At 66.4% G+C, this 16,422-nt stretch carries 19 protein-coding genes and 1 pseudogene; 17 read left to right on the forward strand and 3 right to left on the reverse strand.

Going from position 1 to position 16,422, the window contains the following annotated elements:
* Window positions 1–207: 207 nt before the first annotated feature.
* The 12 genes from Mam01_RS03015 to Mam01_RS03065 all read left to right on the forward strand — a co-directional run bounded on the left by Mam01_RS03015 (window position 208) and on the right by Mam01_RS03065 (window position 10,191).
* Window positions 208–732 carry a hypothetical protein gene (locus tag Mam01_RS03015; RefSeq protein WP_204283916.1) on the forward strand — a complete coding sequence of 175 codons (525 nt, stop codon included), beginning with the start codon at window positions 208–210 and terminating at the stop codon, window positions 730–732.
* Window positions 714–1,571 carry a hypothetical protein gene (locus tag Mam01_RS03020; RefSeq protein ID WP_204283917.1) on the forward strand — a complete coding sequence of 286 codons (858 nt, stop codon included), beginning with the start codon at window positions 714–716 and terminating at the stop codon, window positions 1,569–1,571. Before Mam01_RS03015 ends, Mam01_RS03020 begins: the two co-directional genes overlap by 19 nt.
* 78 nt (window positions 1,572–1,649) lie before the next feature.
* A complete protein-coding gene (locus Mam01_RS03025; protein WP_204283918.1) occupies window positions 1,650–2,264 on the forward strand; it encodes an SAF domain-containing protein in 615 nt (204 codons plus the stop codon).
* A complete protein-coding gene (locus tag Mam01_RS03030; RefSeq protein ID WP_204283919.1) occupies window positions 2,258–2,980 on the forward strand; it encodes a CpaE/TadZ family protein in 723 nt (240 codons plus the stop codon). Before Mam01_RS03025 ends, Mam01_RS03030 begins: the two co-directional genes overlap by 7 nt.
* On the forward strand, window positions 2,980–4,281 hold the full coding sequence (locus tag Mam01_RS03035) for a TadA family conjugal transfer-associated ATPase (RefSeq protein WP_204283920.1): 1,302 nt from the start codon (window positions 2,980–2,982) through the stop codon (window positions 4,279–4,281). Before Mam01_RS03030 ends, Mam01_RS03035 begins: the two co-directional genes overlap by 1 nt.
* Window positions 4,272–5,102 (forward strand): type II secretion system F family protein, encoded by an 831-nt coding sequence (locus tag Mam01_RS03040; protein ID WP_204283921.1) that lies wholly within the window; start codon window positions 4,272–4,274, stop codon window positions 5,100–5,102. Before Mam01_RS03035 ends, Mam01_RS03040 begins: the two co-directional genes overlap by 10 nt.
* Window positions 5,099–5,980, forward strand: a complete 882-nt coding sequence (locus Mam01_RS03045; RefSeq protein ID WP_204283922.1) for a type II secretion system F family protein — start codon at window positions 5,099–5,101, stop codon at window positions 5,978–5,980. Before Mam01_RS03040 ends, Mam01_RS03045 begins: the two co-directional genes overlap by 4 nt.
* Before the next feature lie 24 nt (window positions 5,981–6,004).
* Window positions 6,005–6,217: a hypothetical protein gene (locus Mam01_RS36300; RefSeq protein ID WP_239100982.1), complete on the forward strand. Its 213-nt coding sequence runs from the start codon at window positions 6,005–6,007 to the stop codon at window positions 6,215–6,217.
* A 16-nt stretch (window positions 6,218–6,233) separates the two neighbouring features.
* The gene (locus Mam01_RS36305; protein WP_275408891.1) at window positions 6,234–6,584 is read left to right on the forward strand and encodes a TadE/TadG family type IV pilus assembly protein; all 351 of its coding nucleotides are present in this window, start codon (window positions 6,234–6,236) and stop codon (window positions 6,582–6,584) included.
* A gap of 77 nt (window positions 6,585–6,661) precedes the next feature.
* The gene (locus tag Mam01_RS03055; RefSeq protein WP_204283924.1) at window positions 6,662–7,063 is read left to right on the forward strand and encodes a TadE/TadG family type IV pilus assembly protein; all 402 of its coding nucleotides are present in this window, start codon (window positions 6,662–6,664) and stop codon (window positions 7,061–7,063) included.
* Window positions 7,063–7,479 (forward strand): pilus assembly protein TadG-related protein, encoded by a 417-nt coding sequence (locus Mam01_RS03060; protein WP_204283925.1) that lies wholly within the window; start codon window positions 7,063–7,065, stop codon window positions 7,477–7,479. Before Mam01_RS03055 ends, Mam01_RS03060 begins: the two co-directional genes overlap by 1 nt.
* On the forward strand, window positions 7,480–10,191 hold the full coding sequence (locus Mam01_RS03065) for an AfsR/SARP family transcriptional regulator (RefSeq protein ID WP_204283926.1): 2,712 nt from the start codon (window positions 7,480–7,482) through the stop codon (window positions 10,189–10,191). It begins immediately after the preceding gene.
* A gap of 144 nt (window positions 10,192–10,335) precedes the next feature.
* Here the strand turns inward: Mam01_RS03065 and Mam01_RS03070 are convergent, their stop codons facing one another.
* Both Mam01_RS03070 and Mam01_RS03075 read right to left on the reverse strand, forming a co-directional pair.
* Window positions 10,336–11,382 (reverse strand): Crp/Fnr family transcriptional regulator, encoded by a 1,047-nt coding sequence (locus tag Mam01_RS03070; protein WP_307819789.1) that lies wholly within the window; start codon window positions 11,380–11,382, stop codon window positions 10,336–10,338.
* Window positions 11,379–11,843 (reverse strand): hypothetical protein, encoded by a 465-nt coding sequence (locus Mam01_RS03075; RefSeq protein WP_204283928.1) that lies wholly within the window; start codon window positions 11,841–11,843, stop codon window positions 11,379–11,381. The genes Mam01_RS03070 and Mam01_RS03075 overlap by 4 nt, the downstream gene beginning before the upstream one ends.
* 342 nt (window positions 11,844–12,185) lie before the next feature.
* On the opposite strand from Mam01_RS03075, the gene Mam01_RS03080 reads away from it, so the two are divergent.
* The 3 genes and pseudogenes from Mam01_RS03080 (at window position 12,186) to Mam01_RS03090 (ending at window position 13,726) form a co-directional block, all read left to right on the forward strand.
* A complete protein-coding gene (locus Mam01_RS03080) occupies window positions 12,186–12,446 on the forward strand; it encodes a hypothetical protein (RefSeq protein ID WP_204283929.1) in 261 nt (86 codons plus the stop codon).
* A gap of 15 nt (window positions 12,447–12,461) precedes the next feature.
* Window positions 12,462–13,205: pseudogene (locus Mam01_RS03085) on the forward strand (DUF5005 domain-containing protein); the annotation flags it as partial.
* Window positions 13,206–13,525: 320 nt separating this feature from the next.
* The gene (locus tag Mam01_RS03090; RefSeq protein WP_204283931.1) at window positions 13,526–13,726 is read left to right on the forward strand and encodes a hypothetical protein; all 201 of its coding nucleotides are present in this window, start codon (window positions 13,526–13,528) and stop codon (window positions 13,724–13,726) included.
* Between the two features lie 155 nt (window positions 13,727–13,881).
* On the opposite strand, the gene Mam01_RS03095 is transcribed toward Mam01_RS03090, so the two are convergent.
* Window positions 13,882–14,028 carry a hypothetical protein gene (locus Mam01_RS03095; RefSeq protein ID WP_204283932.1) on the reverse strand — a complete coding sequence of 49 codons (147 nt, stop codon included), beginning with the start codon at window positions 14,026–14,028 and terminating at the stop codon, window positions 13,882–13,884.
* 716 nt (window positions 14,029–14,744) lie between these two features.
* Between Mam01_RS03095 and Mam01_RS03100 the strand changes: the two genes are divergently transcribed.
* Window positions 14,745–15,494, forward strand: a complete 750-nt coding sequence (locus tag Mam01_RS03100; protein ID WP_204283933.1) for a hypothetical protein — start codon at window positions 14,745–14,747, stop codon at window positions 15,492–15,494.
* A gap of 697 nt (window positions 15,495–16,191) precedes the next feature.
* Window positions 16,192–16,422 (forward strand): hypothetical protein (locus Mam01_RS03105; RefSeq protein WP_204283934.1); only part of this gene is annotated, 231 nt, incomplete at its 3' end.

Here is a 16,422-nt window from a genome sequence, read left to right on the forward strand (position 1 = left end):
CGCGATAGTTGACGCCATAGGCCGATAAGGGCATTTTCCCTGGTAGAGGTCGCTCACCGGGGCCACCTTAATGTGTCCTACTGGTTAGTTCTCTCCTCTGGCCTTGCCGAAATTCGCCATCTAGCCTGTAGCTCTCCGCAATTATTTGATTGCTCAGAGTAAAGGTCTCCGGTGGTGGCGACAGTCTGTCGATATTGGAAACGGCTTGTGCTGGTCGTTCTCGCGCTGTCGGCCTCGGCCTGTGCGGCAGACGAGGGGGCAATGCCGCAGCCGTCTCCCACGGCTTCGACGACCGTCTCACCGCAGCCGACTGCTACCCCTTCCGAAAAGGCGGAGGAAGCGGTGGCTGCCGCCTACAAGGGCATCTACTCCGCGGGTCGGCGTGCCGAACACACCCCTGACGGGCAACGCAAGCCGATCATCGCCCCGTTCGTGACCGAACCCCTGCTGAGCAGAATGCTTCGCGGCATCGTCGCGCTTCGGGCCGGCGGCAGATTCACGTGGGGGGCGCCGGTGTTCCACCCCTTCGACATCAAGGTCAAGGGGCAGAAGGCCACGCTGCACGACTGCCAGGACAACCGCAATAGCGGACAGATGGACGAGAAGACCGCGAAGCGGGTCCTCCACGGGAGCGAGAACACCCATCTCGTCGCGACGCTGCTCTTGGTTGATGGGGCGTGGAAGGTCTCGACTCTGGAGCATGTGAGGGAGCCGTGTTCAGCCGGATCCTGATCGCGAGCGTGCTGTCCGCTGTGCCGATGCTCACGCCCTCGCCACCACTGGACAACAACGGGGTTCAGACGTCGCCTTTGGGCTATGTCCTGACGGCCGACAAAGATCCGCACTCAGGACAGCAGGTCACAAACGCGCATGAGGCTCATCGTGAGTCCGGTGTCACTTGTTCCTACACACCCTGGCATGCCGATGGCATGAAGAACGGCGGCCTGGAATGGGTCGATCCGGCATCGAGCCCGGGAGGCGTACCGAAGGGCAAGGGCGCCTACTACCTGGTCGAGTGTTCCGACGGCTTCCGCGACGTCCGCTGGGTTCCCGGCCGGCCACCCGGGACTCCTCGGGCAACGCCCGAGCAACTGGCTCGGAAGGCGTGGGCGATGATTCCGGTGCACCAGCCGAAGGTCCTCACGGCTCCGCCGCGCGGCTCCACCGGCCTCGTCGGCCTGGACGAGTGGGTCTACCTGGCCACGGGGGAGTGGAGCCCGAAGCGTAAGCGGGTGGAGACGGCCGGCGTTTGGGCGGAGGCGACAGCCCGGCCGCAGAAAATGACCGTTGACCCGGGTGACGGTGGCAAGCCCGTGATCTGCGACGGACCCGGCACGCCGTACAACCCGGAGCTTTCCGCGAGCCGCCAGAAACCGACCTGTGCGATGAAGTATCTCCAGCCGTCGTTCCGCCAGGGGCAGGGGAACGCCTATCGGGTCACGGTGACGGTCACGTGGAGCGGCACATGGACCGGCTCGGGTGGGACCGGTGGCACCCTGCCGCCGATCAGCCGATCGACCTCGTTCCCGCTCCGCGTCGCGGAAGCCCAGGCACTCATCACCAAGGACTGACGCATGCTCCAGCGATCTTTAGCGGCCACGAACAGCCCGCCGTCCGCACGGCCCGTTCCCGGTAAGCGTCGCCCCGCGATGGCTGTCGTCGGCGTTCTGGCGGTCGTGTTGAGCGCGGTCACGGTGCTGCAGGTGTATCAACTGGCTGCTCATCGCACACAGGTCCTGGTCATGGCCCGCGAGGTGCCGATCGGCCAGGTCATCGAGGCTCAGGACCTGACGAGCCTCGGGGTGGGCGTGGTGCCGGGGATGCAGTGGACCCGCGCACGGGACCGGGACGGCGTTATCGGCAAGCGGGCCATGGCCGACCTCAAGGCTGGGACGCTTCTCGCGCCCTCTCAGTTCGGCACGGCCCTCACCCCCGATGACGGCCAGCAGATCGTCCCGATCGCGCTCAAGGCGACCCAGCTGCCCGCACGCGGGCTCAAGCCCGGTGACCGGGTTGTCGCGGCAGCCCTTCCCGAGGAAGGGCGGCAAGGTGTTGAGTATCGCGCTCTGGTCGACAAGGTCGGACAGCCTGACGCCGATGGGACCGTGGTCGTGGACTTTCTGATGCCGGCCACGACTGGTACGGCCCTGGCCCGCCTGGCCGCGGAGGGGAAGGTCGCGATGGTTCTCGGTTCGAGGGCTCCCCATGCCGCCTCCGCCACGTCGGCCTGTCCGCCCGTCTCGGCATCAGGGGCGTCATGCTGACCGTGATGTGCTCGGGCGGGCATGCCGCCGGTACGACTACCAGCGCGCTCGCGCTTCTCCTTGAGTGGCCGCGCTCTGCGCTGCTGGCCGAGGCGGATCCCGGAGGCGGCACGATCCTGTCCGGCTACCTGGCCGGCACGCCTCGCGATCGCGGGCTGGCCGAGTGGGGTGTGAAGATTCGCAGGGGAGTCGCCGCGGCCGAGGCGCTGTGGGACCAGCTCTACGCCACTCAGGACGACAGGCTGATCCTCCCCGGCCTTGCCGAGCCCACGCAGGCTGTGGCCCTCCAACCGCTCTGGCCGGAGATCGCGGGTTGCCTGGCCGCCCTGGATGAGGATGTGATCGTCGACCTGGGCCAGGTGGGGCGGCCGGACACGCCGAATGACCTGCTGGCCCGGGCCGACCGGGTGTTCGTCGTCACCAGGCCCACGCTGGTCCATCTGCACGCCACAACATCCGCCATCCGCGATCTGAAGGAACTGCGCGGGCATCTGCCGGATGCCGAGCTCATCGTGGTGGGGGACGGCCAGTACCAGCTCAAGGAGATCGCCAAGACGCTCGGTGCCACGGTCGCGGCATGGTTGCCGTCCGACAAGTGGTCCGCGCCGGCGCTCGCGTACGGCGTCGGTCGCATCCGGCCGATGTCGCCCCTGATGCGCAGTGCACGGGCGTTCGCCGCCGCTCTCGTCGAGCAGAGCGATCAGGTGATGGCGTGATGGGCGAGCAGGACTTCCGCCGTGCCGTACGTGAGCTGCAGCAGCAGGTCAACAAGGCGCTGGATGAGTCGGGCGTCACGGGGGCGGAGGCGACCCTGCAGTACGGCAAGGCCGTCATCACGAATGTCGTCCGCACGTACGCCGACAACCTCGCCCTGCTCGGCCGGCCCGCGCCGACTCTGGACGAGGAGGAGCAGCTCAAGAAGGCCGTCGAGAACCGGATCTTCTACCTGGGTGATCTGCAGCCGCTCGTGGACGATCCCGAGGTCGAGAACATCGACGTCAACCGGTACGACCAGGTCTGGGTGACCTACACCGACGGCCGCAAGGTGTCCGGGCCGGCGGCCGCCGACAGCGAGAACGAGCTGATCGAGAACGTTCGCCGCTGGGGCATCTACCAGGGGCAGAACGCCAGGGACTTCTCCACCGCCAGGCCGATCCTGCACAAGGCCCTGTCCAACACCGTACGGCTGGCCGCGGCGACCGGCATCACTCCGCACACGGCGTTCTCCATCCGCAAGCACGGCATGCTCGACGCCACCATGTCGGACCTGGCCGCCCGGGGAACCATGTCCTGGCCCGTCCGGCATTTCCTGCGCGCGGTGATGAACGTCCCGATGAACGTGATCGTCGCCGGGGCGATGAACTCGGGTAAGTCCACCCTGGTCCGTGCCCTGGCCGGCGACATCAACCCGTTCGAGCGGCTCATCACCGTCGAGAACGAGCGCGAGCTGTTCCTGCATCTGATGCCCGAGCGGCACCACGACGTGCTCAGCTTCGAGGCGCGCGCCGCCAACTCCGAGGGCGAGGGCGCCGTCACCATGCGCCAGCTGATCGACGACGCGTTCCGCTTCAACGGCCGCCGCATCCTCGTCGGCGAGGTCCGCAGCGACGAGCTCGTCCCCATGCTGGTCGCGATGAACTCCGGCGGCCGCGGGTCGATCTGCACCATGCACGCCGACTCCGCCGAGGAGATCTTTCCCCGCATGGAGATCCTCGCCGGGACGATGCCCGCCGAGGCGCTGTTCCGCCTGGTCGGCAAGGCCGTCGACTTCATCGTCTACCTCCGGCACGAGGTGAGCCACGACCCCGACGCCCCGGTGAACGTCCGCTACATCTCGGAGATCTTCGAGGTCCTGCCGCCGGCCGACTCGGTCGTCCCGGCCGTCAACCGGGTCTTCGTCTCGGGCCCGGACGGACGGGCCGTACCGAACATCACTCCCCAGTGCATGGACAAGCTGGTCAAGGCGGGCTTCGACGCCACCATGTTCATCCCGAGAGCGGGTGGGCTGTGGAACTGATCGCAGCCCTCGCCGGAGGCGTGTTCGCCGCCGGGATCATCCTGGTGATCGCGGGCCTGCGCCGGATTCCGGTACGGCAGTCCCGCCGCGCTCGGCGACGTGTCCCCAAGGTCGCGACCACCCCCGTCGCGCTGGCTCTGGGAGGCGTGGTCATCGTGTTCTGGTTGACCGGATGGCCGGTCGCCGCCTTCTCCGCCGGGGTCGCCGTACTGCTCCTGCCCCGGGTGCTGTCCGGGCGGGAGGCGGCGCGCAGGATCGCCCGGTTGGAGGCGATCGAGACCTGGATCCGCCAGCTCGCCGACGCCCTGTCCGGGAGCGCTGGCATCGAAGAGGCCCTGGCCATCAGCGCCCGCAACGCACCCGAGCCGATCGCCGCCGAGGTCACCGCTCTCGCCCGCCGCCTGGCCCTGCGCGTGCCGGCCGAGAGCGCTCTGCGCGCCTTCGCCGACGAGCTTGACGACCTGGTCGGCGACATGGCCGCCGCCTCCCTGATCCTCGCCACCGAGTCCCGGGGACGCGGACTACGGGACGTGCTCCTGGGACTCGCCCGGACCATCGGCATGGACGTCTCCGCCCAGCGCGAGATCGAAGCCGAGCGATCCCGGCACCGCACCACCGCCCGTTGGGTCATCGGCGCCCTGCTCGGCTACACCGGCTTCGCCCTGCTGAACCAGGAGTACGTGGCGCCATTCAGCAGCTTCTTCGGACAGCTCGTCCTCGCCGGAGTCGCCGGACTGTACGCCGTGACGTTCTGGTGGATCCACCGCCTCGGCAGCGCCCCGGAGACCGACCGCTTCCTGAACGAGGAGGCGGTGGGATGACCTGGGCCGTGCTCGCCGCCGGAGGCACGATGGGCCTCGGGCTTTTCCTGATCCTGCTCGCCGTACGGCCCGGCCCACCCGAGCTGGCCGCCTCGCTGGCACGCCTCCAACCCGGCGGCGGTTCAGCGGAGGTCTACACCCTGCCGGAACGCGTTCGCCGCTCGGCCATCGGCGTGCTCGGCTCATCCTGGCTGGGAAACCGCGCGAAGGATTGCGACCTGGTTATCGTCGGCAGGAGCCGGGAGACCCACCTCGGCCGCAAGGCCCTGCTCATGGCCACCGGCCTGTGCGGACCGGCTCTCCTGTGGACGTACGGCTGGCTGCTCGGCGTCACCTTCCCCACGATCATCTTGTGGGCGGCGTCAGCCGTCTTCGGCGCCGTTATGTTCACCGCGCCCGAGCTGTCGCTAAGGGTGGAGGCCGCCAGCGCGCGGCGGCGCTTCCGCCGCGCGCTGGTCTGCTATCTCGACCTCGTCGCCCTGTGCCGGCTGGCCGGACGCGGTCCGGCCGACGCGCTGGACTCCGCCGCCCGCGTCGGCAAGGGGCAGACGTTCAAGCGGCTGTCATCCGCGCTCGACCCGGCCTTCCGTGGCACCGGCTCCGCCTGGGACGAACTCACCCGCCTGTCGCGGGAGCTGGCCGTACCCGAGCTGGGCGAGGTCGCCGCGATCGCCAAGCTGGCCGGCACCGAAGGCGCCAGCATTCTCGACACCCTCAAGGCCAAGGCCGCCAGCCTGCGCGAGAGCGAGATGGCCGTGCTGCTCGCGAGGGCGAAGAGCCGTACCGAAACCATGACCGTCCCCATGTCCCTGACCGTCGTCGGCTTCATGATCTTGCTGGGCTACCCGGCCCTGGCCCGGATGACCGGTGGTGGATGACCGTATGAGAGAAGGGTTCTTCGCATGCTGCACATCTACGGTCGCATGTTGGCGGTCGGCACATGGATCAACACCAAGGTCCCGCTCCTCCAGCGGCTTCGCCCCAAGGCCGGGGCGGACGCAGGAGAAGGACCGCTGGGCTTCATCGTCCTCGCCGCGGCGATATTCCTGCTGGCCGTCGCCGTCGCAGCCAAGATCACGCAGGTCGTCAACGACTACATGGGGAAGATCAAGTGATCGTGGGTCGGCGCCGCTGGAGGCCGCCATCCTCTACCCGGTGGTCCTCACCCTGACCCTGCTCCTGGTCAACACGGCGCTGTGGTTCCACGCCCGCGACGTCGCACTCGCCGCCGCCCAGGAGGGCGTACGGGTCGCCCGGGCGTACGGCTCCAACCTCTCGGCCAGCACAGTCGTCGCCGAGCGGTTCGCCCAGAGGGTCGGCGGGTCCTTCCTGGTCTCGCCGCACGCCAGCGCCGGCCGTACAGGCGGCACGGTGTCGGTGACCGTGCAAGGCGAGGCACTCACCTTGGTGCCGCTGCTCAAGCTGACGGTCTCCCAGATCGCCCACGCACCCATCGAGCGATGGTCGACCCCGACTCGATGAGCGTTCGATTGCATAGAGGGCCTGGTTGGCGAGGATGCGAGCGCGTTCCGCCTGGGGCCGCCGCCGAGCACGGATCGATGACAGTGGAGCTGGCTGTTCTCGCGCCCGCGCTCGTCCTCGTGCTCGTGGCAATGATCGGCGCTGGGCGGATTGTGATCGCACACGGCTCGGTCGAGGCGGCGGCCCGCGACGCCGCCCGGCAGGCGTCCATCTCGCGTGACGCCTCCTCCGCGCGCTCCGCGGCGCTGACGAGCGCGCGAGCAGCGCTGGCCCGCGAAGGACTTCAGTGCACGCCGACGGTCTCGCTGGACACCGGAGGGTTCTCTGCTCCCCTGGGACAGTCGGCCACGGTGTCCGCCACGGTGACCTGTGACGTACGGCTCAGCGACCTCGCGCTGCCCGGAATCCCCGGCTCCAAGGTCCTGACCAGCCGGTTCACCAGCAGCCTTGATCCGTACCGCTCCAGAGGAGACCGGTGATGCTCCACGGTGACAGGGGGTCGATCTCGGGGTTCGTCGTGGTCGTGATGCTGGCCGCCCTCGTGTGTCTCGGGCTGGTCGTGGACGGCGGGCAGAAGATCCGCGCCTATCGGGAGGCGTACGCGGTCGCGGAGGAGGCCGCACGAGCGGGGGCCGGCGTCGTCGACGTCGACCGCGCGTACGCCCAGGGCGGCCGGTTCGAGCTGGACACCGCCAACGCGCTGGCCGCGGGCCGCGCGTACCTCGCCTCGTCGGGACACCGAGGGAACGTCGCGATGACGAGCGGACGGACGCTGCGAGTCACGGTGAACGTCTCCCGGCCGACCATGCTGCTGTCACTGATCGGGGTGGGTGACGTGACGGCCACCGCGAGCGCATCCGCCCGGATGCTGCAGGGAATCGAGCAGGGAGAGTAGATGCACAGCCATCGCCCGACCGCTGCCGCCGTTTACTCGGCACTGGCACTGGTGGCGCTGATCGTCGGGCCGCCCGTCGTCCTGCTCGGATTCCTCGAGCCGCCGCATATCCCCCCGCAGGCGGAGCTGGCCATGCCGGGTGATCCGGCTTTCCTCGTGAACGTGCTGCTGGCCACGGCATGGCTGTGCTGGCTGATGTTCACCTGGTCGGTGCTCGCCGAGGTGGTGCGCCGTCTGCGGAACGTGCATGAGCGCGCGGTGCTCCGGACGCCGTTCCAGCGGCTCGCCGCGTATCTGGTGACCACGATCGCGATTTCGGTTGTCGCCCCTACTCCGCAGGCCTTCGCCGCCACGTCCACCGTCACCGCCGCTTCCGTGGACACGCAGAAGACCATGCGGGAGGACGCCTCGGCGAAGGTAGAAGCCGTTCAGCAGCACAAGACGTATCGGGTCAAGCCGCACGACACCCTGTGGGAGATCGCCAAGACGCATCTGGGTGATCCCATGCGATACCGGGAGATCGTGAAGCTGAACGAAGGCCGACAGATGACGGACGGGACGACCTTCACCTCCGAGGGGTGGATCCGACCCGGCTGGGCGATCCGGATGCCGACGGACGCCACCGCCCTGGAACCGCGGCATGAGCGGGGAGCGGCTCAGGTCGAAGGGGACTCGGTCGTTGTACGAGAAGGCGACAGCCTGTGGGAAATCGCCGAGCGACACCTGGGGGACGGCAAGCGATACAGAGAGATCTTCAAACTGAACAAGGGACGCTCTCAGGCGGACGGACGGCGGCTCACCGAGCCTGGCCAGCTTGAGGCCGGGTGGCGCCTGCGGCTGCCGCGGCGGGCACTGGTGTCATCGTCGAAACCTTCGCCCATCGCCGAGTCTGTCAACGCTGCCAACGCAGGGTCCGCAGAGAGTGTGACACCTCGCGTAACCGCGCCTCCGGCAGGTCAGCCTGCGCGCGCCCTTCCCGGCGTGAGCATCGCCCTGCCCGGCGGCGGGATGGTCGGGCTGTCGTTCGCGGCGGGGATCGCCCTGGCCCTGGCGACTGTACGTGTGCGGCAGCGTATCCGGCGGCCGATTCCCGAGGCGACGGAGGCCGTAAGCGTCGTGGCCGCGCCGAGGCCGGAGTCGGCCGTGCAGGCGGTGGAAGAGGAGTACCGGCAGGCCAACGAGCCGATCCCGGACGACTACAACTTGGTCAAGGACTCATTCACCACCGTGCCCCCTGTCACGCTGGATGTCGGCGTACGTGGTGGCGAGACCGCGACCGTGAACCTGTCCGGCCTGAGCCTGTGCCTGGGGGGGGATGGTGCCGAGGACGTCGTGCGGGCGCTGTTCGTGGCGCTCATCGCCCAGGCCGAGGCACAGCGGGTTGAGGTCGTCATGCCAAGGGACGATGCGGTCGAGTTGTTCGGGGACGACCTGGGTGCCCTGGTCCCGCACCTGCCAGGGCTGACCCTCACACCCACCTTCGACGACGCGGTGACGCATATCGCCAGCGAACACATCAGCCGCGCCGAGCTGCTGCGGGACGCGGAGGTCAACGATCTGGCCGAGCTGCGAGCCAGCCAGCCTGACGAGCTGATCCCGGCCTTGGTAATGGTCGGGCGGCTGGCCGGTCGGAACTCGTCATACCTTGAGTCGTTCATAGGGCACGCACCAAGCATCGGGATCGGCACGATCGTGCTCGGCGACCAACTCGATGAGGCCAGATGCGAGGTCAGGGCGGACTTCCAGGCCGTCGCCGACGGTGAGCTGGATGGCGTAGGCCTGTTCCATCTCCAGAGGTCAGAGGCGATCGCTTTCCTCCGTCAGATCGCCATTCAGCACGGTCACGAGGAGCTTGCCGCTCAGCAACTCACCGACATCCTCGAGAACGAGGTCTCGGGGACCGAGGCCCCGGAGGCCAAGGCCGTGGAGGTTGAGGTCTCGGAGGTTGAGAACGCCTCGAACACCGCCCGCCTCCGCCTGCTCCTCCTTGGCGAGGTGCGCGCCGAGGTCAATGGCGAACCCATCGATATCCCGACCGCCAAAGGACTGGAGATGCTCGTTCTCCTCGCCGTCCGTCCAGGCGGCCAGACACGCGAGGAAATCTGCGCCACACTCTGGCCCGATGTCGAGCAGCCCCAGGCCGGCTATCGTTTCCACGCCGCGCTCAGTGAGCTGCGTAAGCGGCTGTGGGCTACGACAGGATCGAACCGCAAGCTGACGAGCTTCATCGAAGCGGAAAACGCCACTTATCGGATCGACCGCGAGCATGTCTGGGTCGATCTGTGGGAGTTTCAGAGTGCCCTCGCCGACGCGCGGAAGGCCATGGACCCGGAGATTAAGGCCGCCGCGCTGGACAGGGCCGCCGGAGTATGCCGAGGTCACCTCGCCGACGGAGCACCATATCTCTGGGTCGATCTCGACCACAGAGATCCTTTCACCATCGCCGCCGTCCGGGCGCTCCTTCAGCTCGGAGGCATCCACGAGAAGGCGGGAAGATCCAAGCGAGCTCTGGAGGTCATGGAGCAGGCTCTGACGCTCGACCCCATCAACGAGGCCGCCGCAGCGGCCGTCATTCGCCTGCTCGTAGGGCTCGGCCGCCGAGACGAAGCACGCCTGCGCGCCCAGCACCTCAACGCCTACCTCGCCAGCCTCGATCTCGAACCAGCTCCCGCAACCCGCGAGGTCCTCAGGAAACTCCACAGCAGAGGCTGAATCGGCCCACAGAGCAGCATGCCTCAATGGCATGTGCGCGTCTTTTCAGACCCTTGTGTCTTGGGGCACGGAGGCAAGAATGCGAATATATCAGGTGCCGTCGAAGAACCATTCGGTTTCACGCGACTCCAAGTTGGGCGGCCCCTACACGGGAAAGTGTCCTCGTTGCCGTTCACCCGGCTGACCGTCCGCAACGCGTTGAGTACCCCACGCTATCCAATGAATCTTATCGAGATCGTGGATTATGACGCTTCCATAGGATGTCGTGATTACTCCAGCGTTCCGGAGCGAGCGCAGCGCCTTATGCAGGGTGTTCTCCCTCGTGCCGACCATCGCTGCGAGCTCTGACTGGGTGAGATGCTGGAGATGCACCCCTTCAGATGTACGTTTCCTAGGCCTCTCGGCTAGGTAGAGTAGAAACCGGGCAAGCCTAACAGTGACAGGGCTATCAATTTCAATTCGATGCATGGTAGCTCTGCGTAGCTGATTGGTTATGGTGCGAGTCAGCGCAATTGCTGCGTGTGGGGACTCGTAAAGGAACCTCAGGAATTCTTCCCGACGGATGCGGTATGCCACTAATGATCCGACAGCGACGATGTTGACCTCCTGAGGAGTTCCGTCCAGGGTTCCCAGCTCTCCCACTAAGTCTCCGGCTATCCGGGTAGCCAGAATTACTATGCGTCCGCCTTCCGTGACGGCCTCCACCTTGACGAGGCCATGGAGCAGGAGAAAAATATCCTCGGGGGAATCTCCCTTGCGCAGTAGAAGCTCACCGCTATCGAATCGGCTAGCCGTGCCAATTTGCAGCAAACGATCACGATCATCCGGGGTTAGGCTGCCGAGAAAAGTTCTCGACGGCCAATCGGCGGCTTTTTGCTTCTTGATCGGATCGCTCTTAAGTGTGATATCTTCAGCGGGCTCTTCAGGTCCACATGAGGAATCGGACGTGCCACGCGCGACAGGGGAGTCCCCGGTGATTGATGAGGGAAATGGTGACGCAGCGCTTTCGAGACTTTCAATGTCCGTAACTGTCGAGGGGAGACTTACCCCCAAGAGCCTGGCGCCGTAGCGACGTAACAAGCTGTAGTCCAAGCGCGCTGGCGCGTGCGGCACTTGGTCTTCCGCATCTCCGCGCGGAATCCCAATCAACGATTCCCAGTACCGGCGACCCAAAGTAACGCGAGCGTTCACTCGACCACTTCCTCGGTCTGTCGCTGCTCTTCCCCTACGACCAGCATCACCGAGTTCATAGTTGCGGAACGAGGGGGTGGGCTGATGTTGCCCTGGTCAGGTTGTCCGGCAGAGGCATCCGTGCGCTCGTTACCCAGCAGAGCAGCCTGGACGACGCGTGTGGTCCCCAGCTGGCGCAGCAGCGCCGGACCGGCGGCGCCCACAGCTATCGCGGCCACCACCCCACTGATTTGGTCATGCATAAGGCCCCCCGCCACTGCACCCAGTAGTAGTCGCGTGATGGCGACCAGCGAGTCGGCAAGGGGGTCAACGTACCGCAATAACGCAGGCATGGAACGCTTTCTGCTGGCACGGGCCCGGTGCCGGTCGCGCTGCCATGAGGTCAGATAGCCCCAAAAACCAATGATCTCGACGACCAGCCCGCCGCCCGCGCCGAAAAGCGCGGCTAGCTGCCACTGCACGATAGGTCACACCTCCTGACGACGGGTAGGTCACCTACGAAACCATGTCCTCCCTGTCGCTCCAAGCGCCACTTGTCGTTACCCTCATCGGAATTCCCTGGACGGCCAGCAATGGCGTGACATCAGGAGCTTGCCCTCGACTAGTACGGCAGCCGCCATTTCCTGCCTGGCCTGCGGTGATCCGGCTGATCGCGGTGCGTTCCCGGCGGCTTGATGGATGCGATCTCGTGATGTGGAGGCCGGACAACGGATGCAGCCGCCTGCGATCTCTTCTGTGTGACGAGAAAACGATCAAAGGCGGCTGCTGACGCCATGGTAGAAGCCCGCCGGGTCCAGCGGAGGGTGGCTGAGCTACTGGATGACCTGCGGCCGTTGTTCGCCCGGACGTCGGTCTGGCGGCAGGCGGGCAAGTACGTCCGCGGCGGTCTCGGCAAGCGGGCGAGCGGCGATCAGACCAGCTACCTCCGTAACTCCGTCGTCGTCCAGAACGGGTCCACACTGCGCACGATCACCGGCGGCAACACCTGCAAGGAGACCGACAGCGGCACCGGCTTCTGGGACCGGTACGCGAAAACACCCGTCGGCGACGGCGCACAGTACTAGACCGGGGACGCGAAGGTCGTCGGCGACAAGGTGGTCAAGTTCTACTACCAGGTGACGGGAGACGCCTCGACGCGGGGAGCGTACGTCAAGTTCCCCGTGGACGACCTCGAATCCAAGAGCGCGCTGACCGTCACCCCCACGGACCTGCAGGACTGCACGTCGTCCTCACTACCGGTCATCTGGGGTGCGTCACTCGTCGATCAAGGCGAGTACACGTACGTCTACGGCTGGGGAGGCGACGGGGCCGCCGAGAAGTCTCTCTTCCTCGCGCGGACGCCCGCGGACGCCGACCCGAGCGACCAGTCACGCTGGCATTACTACGCCGGCCTTTCCGGGAGCGGCGCCCAGTGGGCGAGCTCCTGCGCTTCGGCCCAGCCACTGAAACCGAAAGCCAAGACCGACTTCAGCCTGATCGTCGCGAACGGACTGTTCTGGCTCGTGCGCCACACTCCGGGGGCGACGGCCCCAGGGGAGATCGTCGCGATGCCCTCCCGTAATGCCTGGGGATTCGGCTCTGAGCAGGTCGACCTCTACACACCGCCGGAGACGAGAACCAACCCGAAATACTCGTCGATTTACGGAGTGAGAGTCCACCCGGGAGCTCTCTCGGATCCCAACAGACTTCTCATCTCCTACACCGTCGGCACGAGTGCGATCGATCTGACCTGCTGGGTCCACGGGTATTCTTTCCCCGACAGTTACTCCCCGCGCTTCATCGACGTGGCCAAGACGGCCTTCTTCTCCCCCAAGGTCCCCTGAATCCTGTCACTAGGCGGTGTCTGATAAATCATGGCCCTGCTACGCGTGGCCCAGGCGGCGCCTCGCTGCGTTCTCGTCGTCGCCCATAGCTCCGGCTATGGGTTCCTCCTCGGCCTTGCGATGCGTCCGCCTGGATCCCCGCTCGCGACCGGCAGCATTTGTCAGACACCCCTGGGGAGGCCGTTATGAGAGAACATGGCACTCGACGCATGGTGGCCTCCCGCGCGGCCCTCCGTCTCGCGGGGCCGGCCCTGTTCCTTCTCTGCTCGTGCACGCCCCTCGCCAGCGAATTCATCCAGGTGGTGAACGGAACGGGCGAGGTGATCACGGTATCCGTGCAAGGACACCCGCGCCCATTCGCCACGCTGACTCCGAACGCGGTCACGAGCTTCGACCCGCTGGACGAGCAGTGCGATCGGCCGCGTCCGGACGACGCGATGGTCGCACGTACGGAAAGCGGCACGACCTACACGTACGGCCCTCCCCTGTGCCGGGGTAAGACCTGGAACGTCGGCCGTTGACCACCGACCGGCCAGGGCGTCAGATCAGGTTGTCCTCGACGGCCAGGCCGAACTCGCCCTTGCCGTACATCGCGAGGGCCCGATCGACGTCATTGGCCACGTGGACGCTGCCCGCGTGGGCGTCCCGCCAGGCCCGCTCGATCCGGTCACCTCAGCTAAGGGAGGTGCCCCGGCCGTCTTGGCAGGATGTCGATCGCCTCCAGCGCCCGCTCGGTGGCGCGCACCTGGTCTCTGCGCACCCACAGGCGCAGCTCGGCCGGGATCGTCTCGCCCCGCACCGCGTGCTCGTACACCTCCCGCACGTTGCGGTCGGTCTGCAGGATCGCGCGTCGATCTCCGACGCAGCCTGGGCCACCGCCACCTGCGCGTACTGGTCCTCGGCGAACCGGCCGCCGTCCAATAGGAAGGGTGCGGCCTCGGGTTCGGATGAGATGGGTGCCTGCACAGGTGCGTATACCCGAAGTGATCGTCATCAGGTCATGCGGTTGGTGGATTCAGAGGATGGCCAATCGCATGGCCAATGCTCGACCAGTGGTTCGCCACTCATGACTGGCCATGATCTCCATGGTGTTTCCCCTGGTCAAGGGCTTGTGGTGTGGCATCTTGCTGACCCGACTGTAAGGGCGATCCCTATGATCAAAGGGTTGGGCGGGGCTGCGCTGATTGATTTGTTCTGATGGCAGGTTCCTGCATTCCCTCGGCCCATTTCTCTGATTGGCTTTGTTGCTCACTCGCTGCTTTGGTGTGGGTGATTGCCTATTCTTGGCATTTTCCATCCCGCGACCCCCTAGCTCTCGGCGCTTTCTCTGTGGCCTCACTCCATCTTGGCCAGGGAAAATATGGCAAAGGCGCGCGGGATTTCATTGCATCGGTCTCCGCCCCGTGTTTCAATTGAATTGCCAAAAGAGAAGGGCGACGCGATTGGTGCGTCGCGGAGATCGGAGAAAACATGTCGAATGGAGCTCCCGGTAAGTGCGTCCCTTCAAACGTTCCGGGGGAGAAGCTCACGCCGGAAGACATGGCGCGCGTGACGCCGGACGATTGGGCGGAGATTCAGCGGCTCGCACGCGGCTACTGCCGTACGGTCGACGCCACCCGTTCACGTAAGCGAATGGACGGAAGCGCGACCATCGTCAAGGGCGGGCACGCGCCGTACGGGACGGACGATGTGTCTGACGATGTCACGCAGGACGCGGTGCTTCTGTTCGCTCAGCGCCTGCGTGACGTGCTCGCGTCCTGCGCCCCTACCCCGGACAGCGGCTCTACCCGGGAGGCTCAGGCATGGGTCTATGTGCGCCGGGACGGCGGAGAGATGACCATCACGCGGACGACTCTGCAGCGGTGGGCGGTTCGCGATGCCGCCGCGCGGAACGGGTACCGGGTCGACGTTCCGGCTGATCAGATCGATGCCACGCCGGGGGCTCAGCTCATGCGCGGTGTCCCGCGAACGGAGACGGTCACCGGGGCCGCCGTCGCGTTCTGCGTCTCTCAGCACAGCGCGGAGATGTTCCGTCAGGCGTTCGGAGACGGTCGGGACTTCCCGACCATCGGGCGCATGATCGATATCGCGTCCAACGCTGAGGACCTCGGACGGGCGGGCGTCTTCAGCACCGTTGCCCAGGCACGCTACGGGGGCGCGTACGGCTCTCGCCGGAACGTGATCCGGGTGCGGGACGCCGCACGGGCCGAGTGGCGGGAACTGTCGGAGCGTCTTGACGACGTCAGGAGCACCATGGTCCGCCGTGGAATCAATGATGTAGAGGACTGACGTTACCCGCTGAGAGGGCCTCAGAGAGCGTTCTGAGGCCCTCTCTTATGCCCGCCGGGGTGCACCGCACCCGTTTCAGGGCCCCAAAGTAGCCGGGCGAAAGGACGCTTGGGCTGTTGTGCGTCCCGTATTCAAGTGAGACCGGAATCCGCCGGTGCGCGTCTGCCGCATCTGGTGCGATGTTCGCTCTTACGGTGTTGTTCTGCGGCTTGGTTGCTGAGTCGTAGGACGGCAGAGGCCGGAGTTCCTGACCGTTCCCATAGTACGCGGTGGCGTTGGTAAACGTCGCCGGGTGCGGACGGTCGGGCGGTTCCGGCCGACGTATTTAGATGAGAGCGAAATTCGCCGGTGCGCATCTGACGTGTTCGGCGCGATGTTCGTTTCTCGCATGTTGTTCTGTGGCTCACGTAGCCGTGTCACAGGACGGCAAGGGGGCCGGAACGGTCAGGCTGTCGGTGCGGCGCGCGCGGCAATGCTGCGCAATTGTTGCCGCGCGCGGACGGTCGGGTCGTTCCGGCCACCGTATTTAAGTGAGAGTAATTCGCGCCGCGAGAGCGCCGGGCATATCACGGGCCGCGACGCGCGAGAGCCGCCGTTTTGAGCGTTCCCGCCCACCTGGGTTCATGACCATGCCCGCCGACGGCACGAAGGGGGTGATCGCATGGAGGTGAGGTCTGCCGGCCCGAGGGGGTGGGCTGTGGGTGACCTGACGGTGTGCGGCGGGGGCCGCGTGATGCGGGTGGCCGCGTTGGGTGAGGTTCGTCCGGACACCGCGACTTTGGTGCCTGCCGCTGATTCCGGCGGCGTGCGTGAGTACGTGGTGACGGTGGCGCTCACTGCGATGCCCACGGCCGCCGAGGTGATCACCTGTCTCGGTTGCCTGGCCAAGACCCATCTGTGGATCGATGCCACGCACACCAACCGGGCA

Origin of the sequence: Microbispora amethystogenes (genome assembly GCF_016863015.1) — a bacterium.
GTDB lineage: Bacteria > Actinomycetota > Actinomycetes > Streptosporangiales > Streptosporangiaceae > Microbispora > Microbispora amethystogenes.

Bases quoted from the DNA above. Each gene is read 5' to 3' on its own strand.
- Mam01_RS03025 (WP_204283918.1), top strand. From the start codon at position 1,650: ATGGCTGTCGTCGGCGTTCTGGCGGTCGTGTTGAGCGCGGTCACGGTG.
- Mam01_RS03030 (WP_204283919.1), top strand. From the start codon at position 2,258: ATGCTGACCGTGATGTGCTCGGGCGGGCATGCCGCCGGTACGACTACC.
- Mam01_RS03035 (WP_204283920.1), top strand. From the start codon at position 2,980: ATGGGCGAGCAGGACTTCCGCCGTGCCGTACGTGAGCTGCAGCAGCAG.
- Mam01_RS03045 (WP_204283922.1), top strand. From the start codon at position 5,099: ATGACCTGGGCCGTGCTCGCCGCCGGAGGCACGATGGGCCTCGGGCTT.
- Mam01_RS36300 (WP_239100982.1), top strand. From the start codon at position 6,005: ATGCTGCACATCTACGGTCGCATGTTGGCGGTCGGCACATGGATCAAC.
- Mam01_RS03055 (WP_204283924.1), top strand. From the start codon at position 6,662: ATGACAGTGGAGCTGGCTGTTCTCGCGCCCGCGCTCGTCCTCGTGCTC.
- Mam01_RS03060 (WP_204283925.1), top strand. From the start codon at position 7,063: ATGCTCCACGGTGACAGGGGGTCGATCTCGGGGTTCGTCGTGGTCGTG.
- Mam01_RS03065 (WP_204283926.1), top strand. From the start codon at position 7,480: ATGCACAGCCATCGCCCGACCGCTGCCGCCGTTTACTCGGCACTGGCA.
- Mam01_RS03100 (WP_204283933.1), top strand. From the start codon at position 14,745: ATGGCGCGCGTGACGCCGGACGATTGGGCGGAGATTCAGCGGCTCGCA.